Source organism: Trichococcus shcherbakoviae (genome assembly GCF_963666195.1).
In the GTDB taxonomy this organism is placed as follows: Bacteria; Bacillota; Bacilli; order Lactobacillales; family Aerococcaceae; genus Trichococcus; species Trichococcus shcherbakoviae.
Genome location: NZ_OY762653.1, coordinates 2425214 through 2443073 on the forward strand (window position 1 = coordinate 2425214; position 17860 = coordinate 2443073).

The following is a 17860-nucleotide window of genomic DNA, read 5'->3' on the forward strand; positions in this document are numbered from 1 at the left end:
CTCCTGCGAAGCGGCGGTGGTCGGAGGTAATCGTCATTTGGGATCTTCTCCTCCGGCAGAAGTATGGTTCACCGGAGGAAATCACAGCTCCGATGGAGCGAGCCCTCATCGGAAGACAGCTATGCGTCGGCTAGCTCAACTCCGGAGAGAGAATGCTGGCCGGAGGAGGATGCGTGGAGGGTGGCTGTACTCCTGCGAAGCGGCGGTGGTCGGAGGTAACCGTCATTTGGGATGTTCTCTTCCGGCGGAAATATGGTTCACCGGAGGAAATCACAGCTCCGATGGAGCGAGCCCTCATCGGAAGACAGCCTTGCGTTGGCTAACTCAACTCCGATGAGAGAATGCTAGCCGGAGGAGGATAAGTTGCGGGCGGCTGTACTCCTGCGAAACGGCGGTGGTCGGAGGTAACCGTCATTTGGGATGTCCTCTTCCGGCGGAAATATGGTTCACCGGAGGAGGGCGGCAACACCGATGACAATATATAAGCATAAGATAAAAAGCTAAGTCCCCTGCCTACAAACGTGGAGACTTAGCTTTTTATCTGTACTGGAGTGCGAGCAATGGAGCCACTATGGCAAGAGATGAATATTGCAAATGGATAGAGCCACCTGTGCGAATGATGGGGCCGGCGAGTGCATGAAGGAGAGCCACCAAGTGCGACCCTGGTTACCGTTCATTGAAAAATGCTAGAGCTAAACTGAATTGAACAGTTTCCAATGATTAAGATTGAATATTTTCGCCAAAGTTGAATATTGCAAATAGATAGAGCCACTTGTGCAGAGAAATGTACCACCAAATGCAAAGCTTTTTACCACTCTCAGCGAAGAGGTTACCAGTTGTTGTATCTAAGCCACCATTTCCACCGATCGTATCAAGTGGTAACATCCGTGGCACTCTGTGGTAATTCTCGTGTCATTGACTGGTAAGTATTCTGTCATTGGTGGTAATTGGCTTGGCGGAGCATGTTGCAGATGAACAGAGCCTCATATCTGGGTGAAAAGAACCCACCTCGATTACTCCACCTCCGATGAGAATGTTTTGGCCGGAGCTAGTCAATTTCCGCACGCCTGAAGTACGGTGAGGCCACGCTGATAGGAGGTAGGTATATTTTCGGATTTCCTGCTCCTGCGAAAGAGCTGCTCGTCGGAGCTGAGCTATTAGGACACAACAGTCAAGTTCTCTATGTCGGAATATTACCAAAACAAATCTGAAAACAACTATTATAAAAACGCTTTCCAATTTATACTTAAGCCATTCAAAGTAAAGCGGTTACAAATTTGGAAAAACATCTAAGGAGGATTAGAAATGGCTACAGAAGCAAAAGTAGGAAAGGTAACTTTAGCGGTTCCATCAAACCAAGAATATGTTGATGGTATCAAGAGCGCACCGGCATTTGGAATCAAAGATAAACTCGGTTACATGTTCGGGGATTTAGGGTTTAATTCATTACAAGTACTGGTCAACACGTACTTAATGATTTTCTTCGTTAATATCGTGCAAATAACACCGGTACATTTTTCACTTATTATCGCGATTTGTAAGGCATCAGATGCAATCAATGATCCCTTTATCGGAAGGGTAGTGGATAACAAAGCGGGCTCTAAATTTGGTAAGTACAAGCCATTCTTAATGAAATACTTGTTACCATATCTCGTAACTACAATTTTATTATTTGTGAACTTAGCTAGCGCACCTTACGCTGTCAAAATCGGCTATGCCCTTATCACCTACTTCATTTGGGGAATCGTGGGAACGTTCATTAATGTACCATATGGTGCCATGCTGAGCTCCATTACAGCTGACATGAAAGGCAGAACCGATCTGTCAAACTTCAGAAGTATCGGATCTGTGATGGCAAACGTCATAGTGACCTCCATTGCACCGTTAATCTTGTTCGATCAAATGGACAATCCGGTCGCAAGTCAATTTGTTGTCTTAGCCATTATCTTGTCCGTATTCACTGCCGTCTGCTTGTTCTTGACCCATATTTTGGTAAGAGAGCGTATCGTTATACCTGATAAAACAGATGAACAAAAGAGCATCAACTATTTCAAAATTATGAAAACGTTTGTGAAGAATCGTCCGATGATTGCAGTTATTTCTGCTTATATCATTACGAAATTCTTTATTCAAACAACCGGCATCATGAACCAGTATGTCTTCATGAGTCACTACCGTGCAACGGAGCAACTCGCAGCACTTGGTTTAGCAACCTTGATTCCGATAGTTGCGGCTATGTTTATTGTTAAGCCGATGATTAACCGTTTTGGGAAAAAGAACCTTGTGACATGGCCGGCACTATTGGCAGCGGCATCATTCGCAGTAAATGCAGTTTTCCCTGTCTCATCGACCATGTATATTTTCTTCCAATTGTTGGGGCAATTTTTTGTAGGGTTCTTCAGTCTGTTGATTTGGTCGTTGATAGCTGATGCTGTGGACTACCAAGCATACCTTACAAAAGACCGTAATGACGGAACTATTTGCGCCACTATAACGTTCCTGGTATTCCTTGTTTCCAGTCTGTCCACATCGATGATTGCGCTATTGCTGGATGTTGTCGGTTATGATGTAGCGCTCGGAGCCGCACAAACGACAGAAGTCGCTTCGTCCATCAAGATGTTGGGTGGTATCTTACCGGTCATTGGAGCAGTTCTCATTTTTGTTTGCTTCCACTTTATCTACAACATGACGGATGCAGAAATGCAAAAGATTTCTCAAGAGGTTAATGGACTATAAAAAATAGAAAGGGTGATTTGATTTGGCAGTAAACACAACTCCCAAAATCGAGAAACAAATAACACAAATTAACGAAAATACTTGGAACATCAGCGACTATTTTTTGGATAACTATTATGTCGCAGTTGGAGACGAGTACGCTGCCCTGATTGATACCGGAGCCGGAATCGGCAACATCATAGACGATGTCCGTAAAATCACGGACAAACCGATCAAAGTGCTGTTAACGCACGGCCATTTGGATCATTTGGGAGGCATGTACGCTTTTGATGAGGCCTACATGCACGAAAGGGATGACCAACTGTATCAGGAGCATTATCCGAGCGTAGCCATGCGGAAATGGTATATCGAAACCCGCGTTCCCATTCGTTTCCCTGGTGAAGGGCATATCGAAGCGTTGGTTGAACAATTGCCGGAAGAAAAAGATTTGACCTTGTTCCCGTATATTCCTATCAAGGAAGGGGACACAATTGACCTCGGAAATCGTATCTTGGAAATTTATGAAACTCCGGGCCATTCTCCTGGGCATGTCTCTTATCTTGACCGCACCAACCGCCTGTTATTCAGTGGGGATACTATTAATGACAGCATCATTATTTTCAATAAAGAAGGCGGGAATCGCGAAGAACTAGAAATTTATTCCCACTCGATCAAAAAACTTTGGGATTTGAGCGATGCTTATGACACTCTTTTGGTAGGGCATGAAAATCCCGTAATGCACAAAGAGGTGGTCAAAGATTATTTGGAACTTACAGCCGGGATTCTTGAAGGTACTCTAACCGGCCAATACGAAGAAATCGGCTTCCGCAAAGGCGAAGTCGTTCGTCAAAATGGCATCGAACTCTGGTATAAATGCGATGCGTAACAAAACAGGAGATCAGACACGTCGTCTGGTCTCCTATTTATTTTTTCGAAATTGCCCGGGAGTTACACCGGCAAACTTACGAAACACTTTCCCGAAATAGCTCGCATCAGAAAAACCAACTTCATAGGCTACATCCGTTACTGAAAATTGGGAACTGCGTAAATAGATTTTCGCTAATGCTATCCGACGTTCGTTAATGATATCGGTGATGTTTCGCCCGGTTTCTGCCTTGAATTTTTTTTGGAGATAATCGGGATTAAGATGCAGGTGATCCGCCAAAATGTGCGTTGTCAAAACATTCTTGATATTTAGATCTATCAATGTCAACACTTTGGTCGAAAAATCGCTTGTTTGAATCCGCTTCAATGATTGAACATATTCGCAATACGTATCAATCATTGTGCAGGTTATTGCAAAAGCTTCATCCGGTTTTTTCATCTGATTAATAGTCTCGATGTGTACCAATGAAAGGGAATAGGCAAATACACTTGGAGCCAACAGATCCAACAAAGCGGAGTAGATTAACCCATGGAAGAACTGCGTACGGCCTATAGCGGCTGCCAACAAATCTTCCGGTGGGACATAATTTTGGTGATCATAGGCAATGTATTCATAGAAACGAGCCATCGCTTCTTTAGCTTCCTTCGGGTTATTATTGCTAATTGCTTCTTTGAACAACAAGATGTAATCCAATCGCTCGTATACAGTCTGTAAATGATTGTGATCATGAATTGTATTTTCGAGAAAGACTTGATATTTATGCGCCATATGCTGCCTCCTTATAGAATTATTCTATAGCTTGTAACCGATTTCGTAAAGGGTTGGAAGGGAAGCTTCAATTTTAGGACTTATTTCTGAGCTGGTAGACGGAAAGATCTTGCGCCTGGCCCGGGCTGCCCAGCTCCGATGAGCAGAGGGCTCATCGGAAGACAGTATTGTTCCGGGAAGTTCAACTCCAGGGAGCAGATGCTGGCCGGAGGTGGGTGCGGGAAGGAGGGTGTAGTTCGGCGAAGCCGCTGTTGTCAGAGGTGATGATCATTTTGGATGTCTGATTTCCAGAGAAGAAGTTATGTCCGGATTTCAGGGTGGATTCTGAGTACGGCCTTTCGATGGAAAAGGGCTTCATCGGACAAACACATGTATATTAATGACAGAGCTTCGGCGAAGCCTCACATTCAAAGAAATATTAATTTAGATTAACAAGAAAATCTGCCTAAATCCTTCGCGTAAGGTATTTAGACAGATTTTCTTTTTGTTTTCCGTGCTAGTGATTTTCTGCAACGTATCTCATATTAGCTATAAAAACAAGGGATTGAAGAAATTTGTTTTAACAAATTTTAAGCATAGTTTAATAGGATATGGTGTAGTAAAATTGAATTTAAGAATTATAGTATTTTAAATAATATTTAATATAGGTATTCCAAATGATGTTGGTGTTCAATGATTGAACATATTTGGGAGAAATTGGGAGTTTTTGGAATTTATGTATTAAAATTTTTTTGTACCATATAATACGGAGCTTTATTTAATTACGATGTTACTAGAAATGGGGGCGTGTTTGTGAAAAAGTATAGAGAATATATCAAAGAAATAGCGAGAGCTTCAAAATATGGGAAGCTAGTTTTCTTCGTTGGGGCGGGTCTTTCAACGCTTTCTGAATATCCACAATGGTGGGAATTGGTAGATAGATACTTCAATGAACTTTATGGTAAGAAAAAAGAGGGTGATTTTTCTACAGATGAATATTTAAAGATACCTCAAATCTTTTATGATGTAAAAGGTGAAGAAGCTTATGATAAGATACTGAACGATATTTTTAGTGTTGATAAAAATCCCAACCCGATACATTTTAAGATTCTCGCTATGAATCCTGTACATATTATCACTACAAACTACGATAATTTGATAGATAAGACATGCTTGCAGCGAGGCAAGTATTATAGTCATATTAGTGCAGAAGAAGATGTTGCTTTAGCCCCTTCATCAAGGTATCTACTAAAAGTACACGGTGATTTTAGTAGGGGGATTAAAGGTGAAAATGTTGTACTAAAAGAAAGCGATTATATGAATTACGACTTAAACTCGCCACTTATTAGTAACCTTATGAAAACAATTATGGCTACACACACTATTGTATTTATCGGTTATGGAGTAGGTGACTACAATATTAATCTTCTATTAAACTGGGTTAAGCAATTACAAAAGGAGGGATATAATAAACCGTTTTTTATTAGAACAGATCATGAGAAAATTGAAGAAAATGATGTTGTTTATTATGAAAATAAAGGCCTAAGAATAATTGACTCAGCAAGCATCAAAGAAACAGAAAAAGATGATTATATGGAACGCTATGACTCTGTTATGGATCTGTTAATTGAAACTAGGGATAATGATAATTTAACTTCTGATGATGATGTAATAGATTACATTTATCAGAAGTTGAGTCCTCTATTTGTGTTGAAAAATATAAGGAAAAACGACTTGAAGTATGTTTTTGAATTTGATTATCATTTTGAAGTTAATGGAATGGTGGTCAAACATAAGAATAAGGGATTCGGTTATTTGGAACATTTTTTTGAAATTAAAGAAAAAATGCCTAGAAAACTATCTTATGAAACAAAAAATAAGTTCGAGAAAATCACTAATTTTTTTGATGCCAATAAAATAATCTGCATGGCAGATAACTCGGATAATAGAATGATTGACACTTCCTTTACAATTGATAGTCCCGCCTATAATAATGACTATGAAGAAATGGAAAGGATTGTTCAAAATAATACATGTAACATGGAAGCGGATTATGAGAAGGCTTTTTATTTAGCCTGTCTTGGGATGTGGGAGGAATCTTATAATCTTTATTCAGAACTTTTGTCAGAAGCAACTGATGAATCAAATTGGTGGATACATTATCTTTCGCAAATTAATAGGTATAGATTGTATCAATCAATAATTCAATCAAAAGATTATTTTGGCGGAATAGGTCAGTTCACACATAGGGGGTTATATAAGCCTTTTACTGATGATTTTTTAAATAGACTTGAAAGTGAAATGAAAAATTTTGACGTTGATGAGATTTTTCAAAGCATGCCTTACAAGTTTCAAGAAAGATATAAGATACTTGAATTCTTAAGTGATAACCAGTTTCTTTATGAAGATACTGTAAAACTTTTTGAATTGACAAATAAGATTCATAATGAAATCCATAAAGGTATGTATTCTATGGGGAACTTAACTTCAGATATTGATGTTCAATTTAGGCTGAATGATAATATTCGGTTTCTTTATGAAAATAGTTTATGGTCAGTGAACTTTAAAGAAATAAAACAATATATTCGCAGCTCTATTATTCTTCAATTTGAAAAAGCAGAATATGATCAAACTCGAGATGAGGATGAGTTAGGTTTTTTTAAGGGGATAGTTAGATCAAACTTTCACATTGATTATTTTGACTTTGTGAGCATCACTAAATCATTCAATATAGACGATGTGAAGTATATTGAGCGAATTTGTAAAATAGAACGCTTTACTTATTCAGACCTGGATAAAATAGAAAACTATATCACTCGTATAGCAAATAATTTAATTAAGTATTTTTCAAATGAAAACAACAATATTGTGTTTTATCATATTTTTATCCCTGAAGCGAAAACAGCGTTCTATTTTGCAAAGTATATAAAACTGTCAGATAAAATTTTGATCAAACTTTTTAGGACGATATTATTTTATTATCCTGAATTTGATGCTGATATTAATACCAAATTTCTGTGGTTAAGCAGAATTACACAAAATAATGGTTTGCCTAAAAAAGCAATCCAAATAATTGAGGAATTTTTACTAGTGGAAGTTGAGAAACAAAGGGACAGCAAGTTTATTGAACAATCATCTTCGGGAGCACTGCCAATAAATTTTGCCAATCTGATTAAATATTACTATGAAGACTATACTTCAGAGGAACTATCGAATTATGCATTAACTCTTACCGACGAATCAAAATATCAGATCGATTATATATATAAACTCTCCTCAATTCTATCACGAGATGCTAACGAGCATCTTTCGAGCATGAGAACAATAACAAATTTAGATGAAATCATTGACAGTTGGAGAGTAGGGGCTCTAGAACATCTAACGGAATATGAAGATATCATTCTGAATTTCATAGAGGAACGTTTGAGTACTATTAGAAGCGACAAAGAAAAAGGTATACAAAAAATGTATGCAGACAATCATATTGTTACTTTTGCAATACAATATTTTATTGGAGAACTTAACAACTCTAAAATGAAAGATTTTGTCGGAATTGATGACGAATATGATCTGTTCGTTGATCCAGAGGACTTTGATTATAAAAAGTTTAAGGCGATTTGGTTGAAAAATTACAGTGAGGAACTATTAGAAAAAATATCAAAGGATAAAAATATGCGACCTCATTTAATAGAAATATTAAAAGAGCGTGTTAAAAATTCAAAAGATAAACGCTATCTAGATATATTACTAAAATACTTTATGTAATGACAGTTTAGTTAAGCGAGCAATATATGTGTTCTATATTCTATTTGTAACAAAGCCAATTTGGATATTTTCTATACTGAGGATACCGGAATTTTTGGAAAAGCTTCTATTCATAGAATCTAACAGGTTATTTGGCAATTATGCGTAATTTGGAGTAAGAAGCCAGCGTGGTTACCTCAAATTCATTTCATTTAAAAATATACCTAGTTTAGTGCGTACAAGATATTGGCGTATTTGTGTTGTGAAAGCAGTAATGTACTATTAGGAACTGGGGGGCGCTGATGCTTATTAGCCCTATGCAGAGTATCAGCAACAGCGATGGAATAAACCAATACTTCGCCTAAGATACATCCAGAGAACTATCGATGTCTTCACAGACAGAAGTGGAGCGTTATCAGAAATCGTTGGTTAAGAATTGCTTATTGAATGTGGCTGGGGAAGAAGCTACGAGTGAGTGTTAAACATTTTACGTTATCATCAGAGAAGAGAATGGTTGCTGGAGAAGATTCAAGGTCAAGTGAGTAAATTCCAACGAAGTCAAGTCGACAAAAAGTGCTAATCTGTTTAGATGCATAGCCCGGGGGCGTCAGCTCTCATAAAAATATAACATACATAATAGGAGACCAGTCATGAACAACCAATATCTTGCCTTTTATGCTTCATCCCATGGCTTCGGGCATATGACTCGCTGCCTGGCGATCATCGAGAAAATTTTGGAGACGACCGATCATCTGATTTATCTCGCGAGCGGCGTCTATCAGAACAGCTTCGCCCGCGTGTACCTCGCGCGTTTCGGCGACCGCGTGACCTACAGGGACATCCGCACCGAGGTCGGCCTCGTCAATAAGGACAACAGTCTCCAGGTCGACATACCGCGTCTCGAGCACGAGCTGACCGATTTCATGGCCGGGTGGGATACCGCTGTTGCTGCGGAAGTCGCCATTCTGCGCGATCTGCCCGTCGCCTGCGTCATCAGTGACATCAGCGTCATTGGCATTCAAGTGGGGGAACAATTGGGTGTGCGCAATATCGGCATCGCCAACTTCACTTGGTGCGAGCAGTACGAGTTCCTTGGCCTTTCCGAAACCTTTATCGCCCGTTTCAGGGAAGTCTACGCCAAACTCGACCTCCTCATTGAATACGACCTGATGCTGCCGGCACCCGAACTGACTGTCCCAAGAAAACAGATCGGCTTCATCTGCCGCCGCTTCGATCCCGACCGCATCGCAGCCATCAAAGCTCAATACGGCCCGAGCATATTCATCACTTGCGGCAAATCCGCCAGCCTGCTGAATATCCAAATCGCCAACTGGAACGGCACCATCTTCGCCACAAGCGGCATCAACATCACCGCTACCGGCAACGCCACCGTCGTCCAGCTTCCCGTCGAAACTTTCGATACCCACAACTACCTCGCCGCCAGCGACATCGTCATCGCCAAAGCCGGCTGGGGAACGATATCGGAGGCCTTGCTTTCAAAAAGGAACCTGGTGCTGATCGATAGGGAAGGCGTATTGGAAGATACCGAAAACATCGAAGAACTGAAGCTTAGAGGCGTCGCTGTTTCGATCGAAGAAACCGACCTGGCGCGCATCGATATGCAGGCAATCACGGATCTGGTCGCGGACAACATCATCAGAGAAAATCTGGATGCATATGAGAATGCAGTAGGGGATATCATCCGCGCGTTATAACGCCAAAGGTGTGCCCAGCTCCGATGAACGCTCTCTTCATCGGAGCACATTTCGTGCTGGGAAGCCTAACTCCTTTGAAAATGTGTTTGCCGGAGCACGGTCATTTTCCCGTAGCCCAACTACGGCGAGGCCCGCCTGACCGGAGGAGACAACCCGCTCGGGATCCTCTTCTCCGGCGCAAAAACCGAACGAAAGCACGCTGCCATCCGCATTTTATTCATCAATGCGGATGGCAGCGTGTTTTTTTCGCAAGGAGCAAGAGGACGTATTTTTCGGCACAGTTAATTCTGAATTTCAGTAAAATAATTATAGTTATTTCAAGAATCCTGTCTTTGACACTTGTAGAAGGAAAAAAGCCGAGAAAATGCTGCTATTACAGCTTTTTTCGGCTTTTTTATTTTGTTAAAAAGTGCGTACCTTTTTCGTGGTTTTGGTCATTTTAAAAATTTTTTTCATTTTTTTTGTAGGGAGAATCTGATAGTCTGTTCGGAAGCCAAAGGCTTCATGTAGGGAATCTGTGAAATCTGTTCTAGTATAGGCCGGAATGAATCCCTCGCCACGGAGTTCCATGAAGTTCATTTCCCTTAGTTTTGTGATGGTCTCTTGGCAAGTAAACTTTTCTCCCATTTTTTTCTCCAACACCCTCACTACCATAAGTGAGATGAAACAAGTCATAAAATGAGCAATAATGCGATCGTCACGACTCAGATAGACGGGTCTGGACCTCAGTTCACTTTTCATGATGCGAAAGCTTTCCTCGATTTCCCAACGCCTGTGGTTAATGGCTATAATTTCCTCAGCGGAACTTGCTAGATTCGTACATACAGCGTAAAAGCCATCATACCGAGCTTCTTTATTGATTACATCTTGATTTAAGGAGAACGCAACCTTTTCTGCTTTCTCACCATCAGAGGTGTAGGGGATTTGCTCGATAAACCGTTTGTAGTCGTTCTGGTTGGCTTTCTTGAATTTTTGAGGAGTGGTATCAATTAGTTTCTGTGCGCGCTCCACCTGACGATTGCGAATCTGCTCCTGATAAATGCGGTATTTCAGAGAATAAGTGACAATCAGTCTTTGTTCTAGACCATCTTCATTGATCCATCGCACTTTATAAAAGTTCTTGTTCCGGTCTTCTTTCGAATCATAAGAAAGTTGCCTCACATCATAGCCATCTTCAGGGGATTCGTCTTGGCCAGCTAGCCGCCAACCCTTCGGGTCCAACGCCCAATCCTTCAGATGGGCTTTCAGTTTTTTGACGGATTGAACAGTTATGAAGCCCCGGTTTCCTAGATTGTTATACTTGCGGTTAGCTGTCGATGCCAATCCTGCGTCCGTACACACTATGAATTGAGATAATTCAAAATCTGAAAGGATCTTCTTCTCCAAGGGTTTCAAGGTTGTCTGCTCGTTCGTATTCCCCTTCTGAATTGAGAATGCCAGTGGCATGCCGTTTCCATCCATGAAAAGCCCCATTTGCACAATCGGATTGGGCCGATGCTCCTTCGACAAGCCGTATTGTTTTAACCCCTCCTCCTGTTCGATTTCGAAAAAGAAATTTGTACAGTCGTAGAAGAGGACGCGCGTATTCCGAGGAAGAATAGCCAGACTATTTTTATAGAGTTGGGCCTGAATCCAATCGAATTCCTTTGCCAGCACTTCCAGCGCTCGATATACATGCTGCAGTTCAAAAGAGGGTCGCTCCAGAAATTTTTGGGATAGTTCATGAGTGGCCTTCTTGGAAGCGGGATAAATGATTCGGCCGTAAATCAGATAGGAGAGGATGCTATTTAGATCAAAGCTGAACTTGTGCCGGTCGCTGATTGTTTGGCAAATCTTGTCTAACTTTAAATCATAATAAATATCCTGGAGGAACAGGTAGCCGCCATTGAATAGACAAGGGTGATTTTTTTCGATTTGTTTGATAGGGGATAAGGGAGCGAGGATTTCTCGCTGGTTTTCTTTTTCCTTCGCAGTAAGCTCCGACACATACGTTTTTGCCCATGCATAAGGATCTTGCCCATCCAGTTTTTCACGGAGTTCCTTTTCAGTGCCGAGCTTCTCTACCGTGATGGTTCGTTCCTTTCCGTTCTCATAGATGGTTTTGGTAACGTAGAAGGAGGCAGCGTTTTTAGATTTTGAAACTTTCAACCGCATAAGAACAGCCCCTTTTTATTTTCATTATAACAAATCACGCGAAGTCACGCAAAATATAACCGATAAATTTGACAAAAAAAATAAGCCCTCTCGGGCTTTCCGGATGCTTTTTCGATTCGTAAGTGTCAAACGCCCGAAAATCTGGATGCATATGAGAATGCAGTAGGGGATATCATCCGCGCGTTATAACGCCAAAGGTGTGCCCAGCTCCGATGAACGCTCTCTTCATCGGAGCACATTTCGTGCTGGGAAGCCTAACTCCTTTGAAAATGTGTTTGCCGGAGCACGGTCATTTTCCCGTAGCCCAACTACGGCGAGGCCCGCCTGACCGGAGGAGACAACCCGCTCGGGATCCTCTTCTCCGGCGCAAAAACCGAACGAAAGCACGCTGCCATCCGCATTTTATTCATCAATGCGGATGGCAGCGTGTTTTTTTCGCAAGGAGCAAGAGGACGTATTTTTCGGCACAGTTAATTCTGAATTTCAGTAAAATAATTATAGTTATTTCAAGAATGATATAGTACAATATGATATGTTAAGGAAATTTTATTCACTGTTGGATTTCCATCGTTCGATCCGGTTTTAAGAAGGCGCATCTGCCCGTTCCGAAGCGGATTTTGGCTTTGGGAAGTGGCCGCTTTCCGAACAAAGGCAACAATTTTTCTCGATGGGGACAGCTTTTTGCTCAGGTTCCCATAGATTTGGACATAAAGTTGAGATGTTGTAAGAAGACAGCAAGCGTCAAGGAAGTTTTTTAGGAGGAGTACTGAGATATGTCGCTTAATTTATCACGCAAACAAAAGGCAATGGTTTTAATTTTACTGGATTCATTTTTTATTTTCGTATCCGCGTTATTGGCCTACTGGTTGATCCAGGCGTATATTGGGCCGCCGCAAACGTTCTTTTTCGTCATGGTGAGTGTCTGCATCGGCAGTTACATTCTGCTCGGGCTGCGCAGTCACTTATTTGCGAGGATCGTCCGCTACACAAGCATCTATGAAGTCGGGAAGTCGACGATTTTGATGACGGTATCCTATGCGATTTCGGCACTCATTTCGTTATTTTTCATCAAAGGTGTCAGCTTCCGCTACATTTTCCTGATGTACATGTTCAGTTTGGTGTTCCTGCCCGGATCGCGTGTGTTCTGGCGTTTCTATCATGAATGGAATGATGGCAAGCTTAAAAAGAACAATGTGCCGATCGACAAGAAGGTCCGCACGTTGGTTGTCGGGGCCGGTGCTGGCGGCAGTATCTTCGTCGACAGCATCCTGCGTCAGCCGAGTGAGATCGAAATCGTCGGCATTGTCGACGGTGACAGGAACAAGGCGAATTCGCGCTTGTTCGACATCCCGGTCGTCGGTACGAAAGAAGACATTCCTGCATTGGTGAAGGAGTTTGCCGTCGACCAGGTGACGATCGCCATCCCATCCCTGAAGCCGCAAGAGTTGGAAAGCATCTTGGAATATTGTAACCGGGCAAATGTGAAAGTGAATCAGATGCCGCGGATCGAGGATGTCCTGAAGGGCAAACTGACCGTCAGCCGCCTCCGCAACATTGATGTGGTCGATTTGCTGGGACGCGAAGAAGTGCAATTGGACCGCACGAAAATTGCCGAGCAGTTGGAAAATGAAGTGGTCTTGGTGAGTGGTGCAGGTGGTTCGATCGGATCGGAAATCTGCCGCCAAATCGCAAAATTCGGACCGAAAAAATTGATCTTGCTGGGCCATGGTGAAAATTCGATCTACCTGATCGATAAAGAATTGCGCAACCTGTACGGATGCACGATCGAGATCATTCCGGTCATTGCGGATATCCAGGATCGTGAACGTATTTTCCAAGTAATGGAAACCTATACACCCGATCATGTATTCCACGCAGCGGCCCACAAACATGTACCGTTGATGGAATACAATCCGATGGAAGCAATAAAAAATAACGTCTACGGATCAAAAAACATGGCTGAAGCCGCCAAAGCGGCCGGAGTGAAGAGTTTCGTGATGATCTCCACCGACAAAGCGGTCCGCCCGACAAACGTGATGGGTTCGACGAAGCGTATCGCAGAGATCCTGGTGACTTCCTTGAATGAACCGGGTAAAACCAAATTCGCTGCAGTCCGATTCGGAAATGTATTGGGCAGCCGCGGCAGCGTCATCCCTGTCTTCAAAGAGCAGATCGAAAAAGGCGGTCCGGTCACTGTCACCGACATGCGCATGATCCGCTACTTCATGACGATTCCGGAAGCAAGCCGTCTGGTTCTGCAGGCCGGCGTGCTGGCCAAAGGGGGAGAAATCTTCATCCTGGATATGGGCGAACCTGTCAAAATCTCCGATTTGGCCCGCAAAATGATCAAGTTATCCGGGTATACGGAAGCGGAAATTCCAATCGTGGAATCCGGCATCCGCCCTGGCGAGAAATTGTACGAAGAATTGCTGGTTGATGGACAATTATCCGACAATCAAGTCTTCGAAAAAATATTCGTCGGCAATGCCACAACCTATGACCGACAAGAGGTCTGGAAATTTGTCGAATCACTTGATGGTTTGGCAAATGACAAGCTTCGTGACGAAGTGATTGCCTTCGCAAATGAAAATGTTTAAGGTATGATTTAGTAATGATTTGTAGAACAAGCACACCCTCAACTAGCAGCGATGCCGGTTGAGGGTGTGCTTTGTTATATACGTGTCAGCTCCGACGGAGCTAGCGCTCGTCGGAAGACAGCCTCGCGCCTGCTAACTCAACTCCGGGGAGGGAATGCTGGCCGAAGGAGGATGCGCGGTGGGGGGCCGAACTCCGGCGAAGCCGCGGTGGTCGGAGGTGATCATCTTTTTGGGTGTTTTCCTCCGGCGGAGAACCCCTCACCGGAGGAAAACGTCAGCTCCGATGAGCAGTGCGCTCATCGGAAGACAGTCTTGCGCCGGCTAACTCAACTCCGGGGAGCGAATGCTGGCCGGAGGAGGTTGTGTTGCGAGAGCTGAACTCCGGCGAAGCCGCGGTGGTCGGAGGTGATGATCTTTTTGGATGATTTCCTCCGGCGAGGAAGCCCTTGCCCGGAGGAGAATGTCACCTCCGAGGAGCGAATGTTGGTCGAAGGTGATGAATCTTTTTGGGTGTTCTCCTCCAGCGGGAAGGCTGCTGCCCAGAGGAAATCATAAGCTCCGACGAGGAGGGCGTTCATCGTAGAACAGTTCTGCGCCAGGTAGCTCAACTCCGGGGAGCGAATGCTGGCCGGAGGACAGTGCGTGGTGGGGAGGCCGAACTCCGGCGAAGCCGCCGCGGTCGGAGGTGATGATCTTTATGGATGTTCACCTCCGGTAGAAAGGCTCCTTCCAGGATGTAATCGGCAGCTCGGACGGGATCTACTTTAACCGCAGGAACATGATGGCGTAAGCGATTGTTCGTGTTTCCACATTAATGTGGTAGCGAGATATTATTTACGGAAAACTTATTGTGGGATAGTATAAGAATCAAGGAAGCGCTTCCGGAGGTGGTTTAGGAAAATGTTATTAAGTAAAAGAGAACAAGGGTTATTGCAATTGCTGTTGGAAGAAACAGAGTATTTGCCAGCAGTGCATTTTCAAAAGAAACTATACGTTTCTTCGAAAACAATCTATACAGATTTGACTCATTTGGAAGAGAAGCTGGAGGGAACAGGGTTACACATCTCCCGCTTACCACGAAAGGGCATCAAAATCGAAGGCGAAAGCAATGCAAGGAAAAAGGTGACGAGTTTATTTGTCGAAAATACTACATCATTCGATGAATACTCACCGGAATACCGAAAAGTATTTATTTTCGCAAACTATCTTTTTTCCGATAAACCGATGACGTATCAAGCTCTGGCAGATTATTTTTTCGTCAGTCATCAATCCATCAAGAAAGATGTGGATGAAATCATCCGGTTTTGCCAGGATCATGAAGTGAACGCATACCTGACCCATTCACACTTGATTCTGGAATCGGATGAGTGTTCTCGCCAGCGTGTGTTCAAGGCGTTGTTGGATCATTACATCGACAATTCAAATCTGGATGCACCTGCTATTCAGACTATTTTTCAGGAGAAGACAGTGGCTCTTGTCTCACGCTTCGTCTCAGATTTGGCCATTTTGTTGGGGCGTCCGCTGAATAGTTATTTTGTGGATTCATTACTTTTTTCGCTTGAAATTTTCTTGTCACGTGCGCAATTGGGCTATCATATCGTCCAACAGTCAAACTTGGTTTTTGACGAAATGAATCGGATGAAACTCTATATGCAGGGAATATCCTTTGCAGAAAAAGCTGCTGTCGAGCTGATGATTCAATTGACGGATGAAGATGTGCAATATATTTGTTCCTTGTTGTTGGCACATGGTGTAGAGCCTTATCTGAAGGTCGCGAACAATAAAGACAAAATGTTGTTGGTCACCAATAAGATGATCCGGAATATGTCGGACTTATTGGACGTGGATCTGACGGACAATGAATTACTTGCCCAGGCTTTGATAGCCCACATCGTTCCGATGATCCATCGGCTGAGAAACAACATTCTTATCATCAATCCGCTGAGGGACAGCATCAAGAAGCAATATTCTACGATGTTTACGCTGACCAAGTTTGTGATCGGTGATATCGAGCGGGAATATGCAGTATCGTTGACCGAGGATGAAGTGACCTTTTTGACAATCCATTTTCAACTGGCATTTGAAAGGATCCGGGTGACGAAGCATATCCTGATTGTGTGCCATTCAGGGCTGGCGACGTCCGAATTGATCTTTAATCGTGTAAAGCAGAATGTGTCGGCTGATGTGATATTGGAAATCACCAGTTCCGATAAACTGCATACAGCTTCTCTGGCGAATGTTGATTTAATCATTTCGACCATTCCGTTGGATACTTTGCCAGTAGAAATTATGTATGTTTCAGCGCTGCCTACACCGGAAGAAGTCGGAAAAATATCTGCCTATATCAGCAACTTGAGCCAGTACGAAAAGAGTTTTCATTCGAAACAATATCAGAATTCGACAGTACTCAGTAAGTATCTGGATAAAGACTTCCTGTATGTGAAGCAGGCATTCGAATCGAAGGAGTCGATTCTGAATTATTTAGCCGATGATTATTTTGAGCGAGGGTTTGTAACGAGTGACTTCAAAAAGACACTGTTTGAAAGAGAAGAGTTGGGCAGTACGGGATTGAAGACGGGTGTCGCCATTCCCCATGCTGAACCACAAACGGTTATCCGAACCAAGGTCACGTTTATGGCTTTGGAATCACCTATCAAGTGGGGAATGAGCCGAGTCCAATTGGTGGTCTTATTGGCAATAGCTGAGGAAGACATGACAGAAGCAAAAGAATTGATTGCATCGATTTATGATCTTTTTAACTCTCCGGAGGAAATAAATTGGGTTGTAGAAAGTAAGAACAAAGAGGAGTTGTACGAGCGGCTTCTGAGAGGAGGAACGGGGCATGTTTTTTAACCATCAGATTGCGTTGTTAAAAAAGAATGTGTCTTCTAAGGAAGTTGCATTTCAAATGTTAGCAGACGAATTATCGGAAAACAATTGTGTCAATCAAGATTTTTTAGCCAATATCATCAAACGGGAAGAAGTTTTTCCCACAGGTTTGGAAATTAACGGTATTGGGGTAGCTATCCCCCATACAGACAGTGAATATGTTAAAGAATCCCAGGTGGGGTTCATGTCTCTGGAGAAACCATTGTCGTTCTTAGAAATGGGAACGAATGACAAAGAGGTTTCCGTATCGCTGCTATTTATGCTGGCGCTGAAAGAGCCTCATGAACAGTTGGAAATGTTGCAACGTTTGATTGAAATGTTCCAACAAGAAGGTGTTTTGGAATTATTGATGAAAGTTGATCAGAAGGAAGAGTATCAAGAAATCATTCAAAAATATGGATTAAGCTAGGAGG

The 17860-nt window shown here is 42.7% G+C and carries 9 protein-coding genes; 7 read left to right on the forward strand and 2 right to left on the reverse strand.

The features are described 5' to 3' along the window. Nucleotides 1–1305: 1305 nt before the first annotated feature. Nucleotides 1306–2736: an MFS transporter gene (locus tag ACKPBX_RS11540; RefSeq protein ID WP_319995463.1), complete on the forward strand. Its 1431-nt coding sequence runs from the start codon at nt 1306–1308 to the stop codon at nt 2734–2736. A gap of 22 nt (nt 2737–2758) precedes the next feature. Further along, nucleotides 2759–3601 carry an MBL fold metallo-hydrolase gene (locus tag ACKPBX_RS11545; RefSeq protein WP_319995464.1) on the forward strand — a complete coding sequence of 281 codons (843 nt, stop codon included), beginning with the start codon at nt 2759–2761 and terminating at the stop codon, nt 3599–3601. Nucleotides 3602–3634: 33 nt separating this feature from the next. On the opposite strand, the gene ACKPBX_RS11550 is transcribed toward ACKPBX_RS11545, so the two are convergent. Further along, nucleotides 3635–4369, reverse strand: coding sequence for a helix-turn-helix transcriptional regulator (locus tag ACKPBX_RS11550; RefSeq protein WP_319995465.1), 735 nt, complete (start codon nt 4367–4369; stop codon nt 3635–3637). 792 nt (nt 4370–5161) lie between these two features. On the opposite strand from ACKPBX_RS11550, the gene ACKPBX_RS11555 reads away from it, so the two are divergent. Together ACKPBX_RS11555 and ACKPBX_RS11560 are read left to right on the forward strand one after the other, a co-directional pair. Next, nucleotides 5162–8113 (forward strand): SIR2 family protein, encoded by a 2952-nt coding sequence (locus ACKPBX_RS11555; protein ID WP_319995466.1) that lies wholly within the window; start codon nt 5162–5164, stop codon nt 8111–8113. 629 nt (nt 8114–8742) lie between these two features. Then, nucleotides 8743–9807, forward strand: a complete 1065-nt coding sequence (locus ACKPBX_RS11560) for a glycosyltransferase (RefSeq protein ID WP_319995467.1) — start codon at nt 8743–8745, stop codon at nt 9805–9807. 402 nt (nt 9808–10209) lie between these two features. Here ACKPBX_RS11560 and ACKPBX_RS11565 read toward each other — a convergent pair whose 3' ends face one another. Next, on the reverse strand, nt 10210–11961 hold the full coding sequence (locus ACKPBX_RS11565) for an IS1634 family transposase (RefSeq protein WP_319995468.1): 1752 nt from the start codon (nt 11959–11961) through the stop codon (nt 10210–10212). Nucleotides 11962–12734: 773 nt separating this feature from the next. Here ACKPBX_RS11565 and ACKPBX_RS11570 point away from each other — a divergent pair. The 3 genes from ACKPBX_RS11570 to ACKPBX_RS11580 all read left to right on the forward strand — a co-directional run bounded on the left by ACKPBX_RS11570 (nt 12735) and on the right by ACKPBX_RS11580 (nt 17856). Continuing rightward, nucleotides 12735–14558 (forward strand): polysaccharide biosynthesis protein, encoded by a 1824-nt coding sequence (locus tag ACKPBX_RS11570; RefSeq protein WP_319995469.1) that lies wholly within the window; start codon nt 12735–12737, stop codon nt 14556–14558. 900 nt (nt 14559–15458) lie between these two features. Continuing rightward, entirely contained in the window at nt 15459–17411 is a 1953-nt protein-coding gene (locus ACKPBX_RS11575) for a BglG family transcription antiterminator (RefSeq protein WP_319995470.1), read from the forward strand. Next, nucleotides 17401–17856, forward strand: coding sequence for a PTS sugar transporter subunit IIA (locus tag ACKPBX_RS11580; RefSeq protein ID WP_319995471.1), 456 nt, complete (start codon nt 17401–17403; stop codon nt 17854–17856). Before ACKPBX_RS11575 ends, ACKPBX_RS11580 begins: the two co-directional genes overlap by 11 nt. Nucleotides 17857–17860 lie beyond the last annotated feature (4 nt).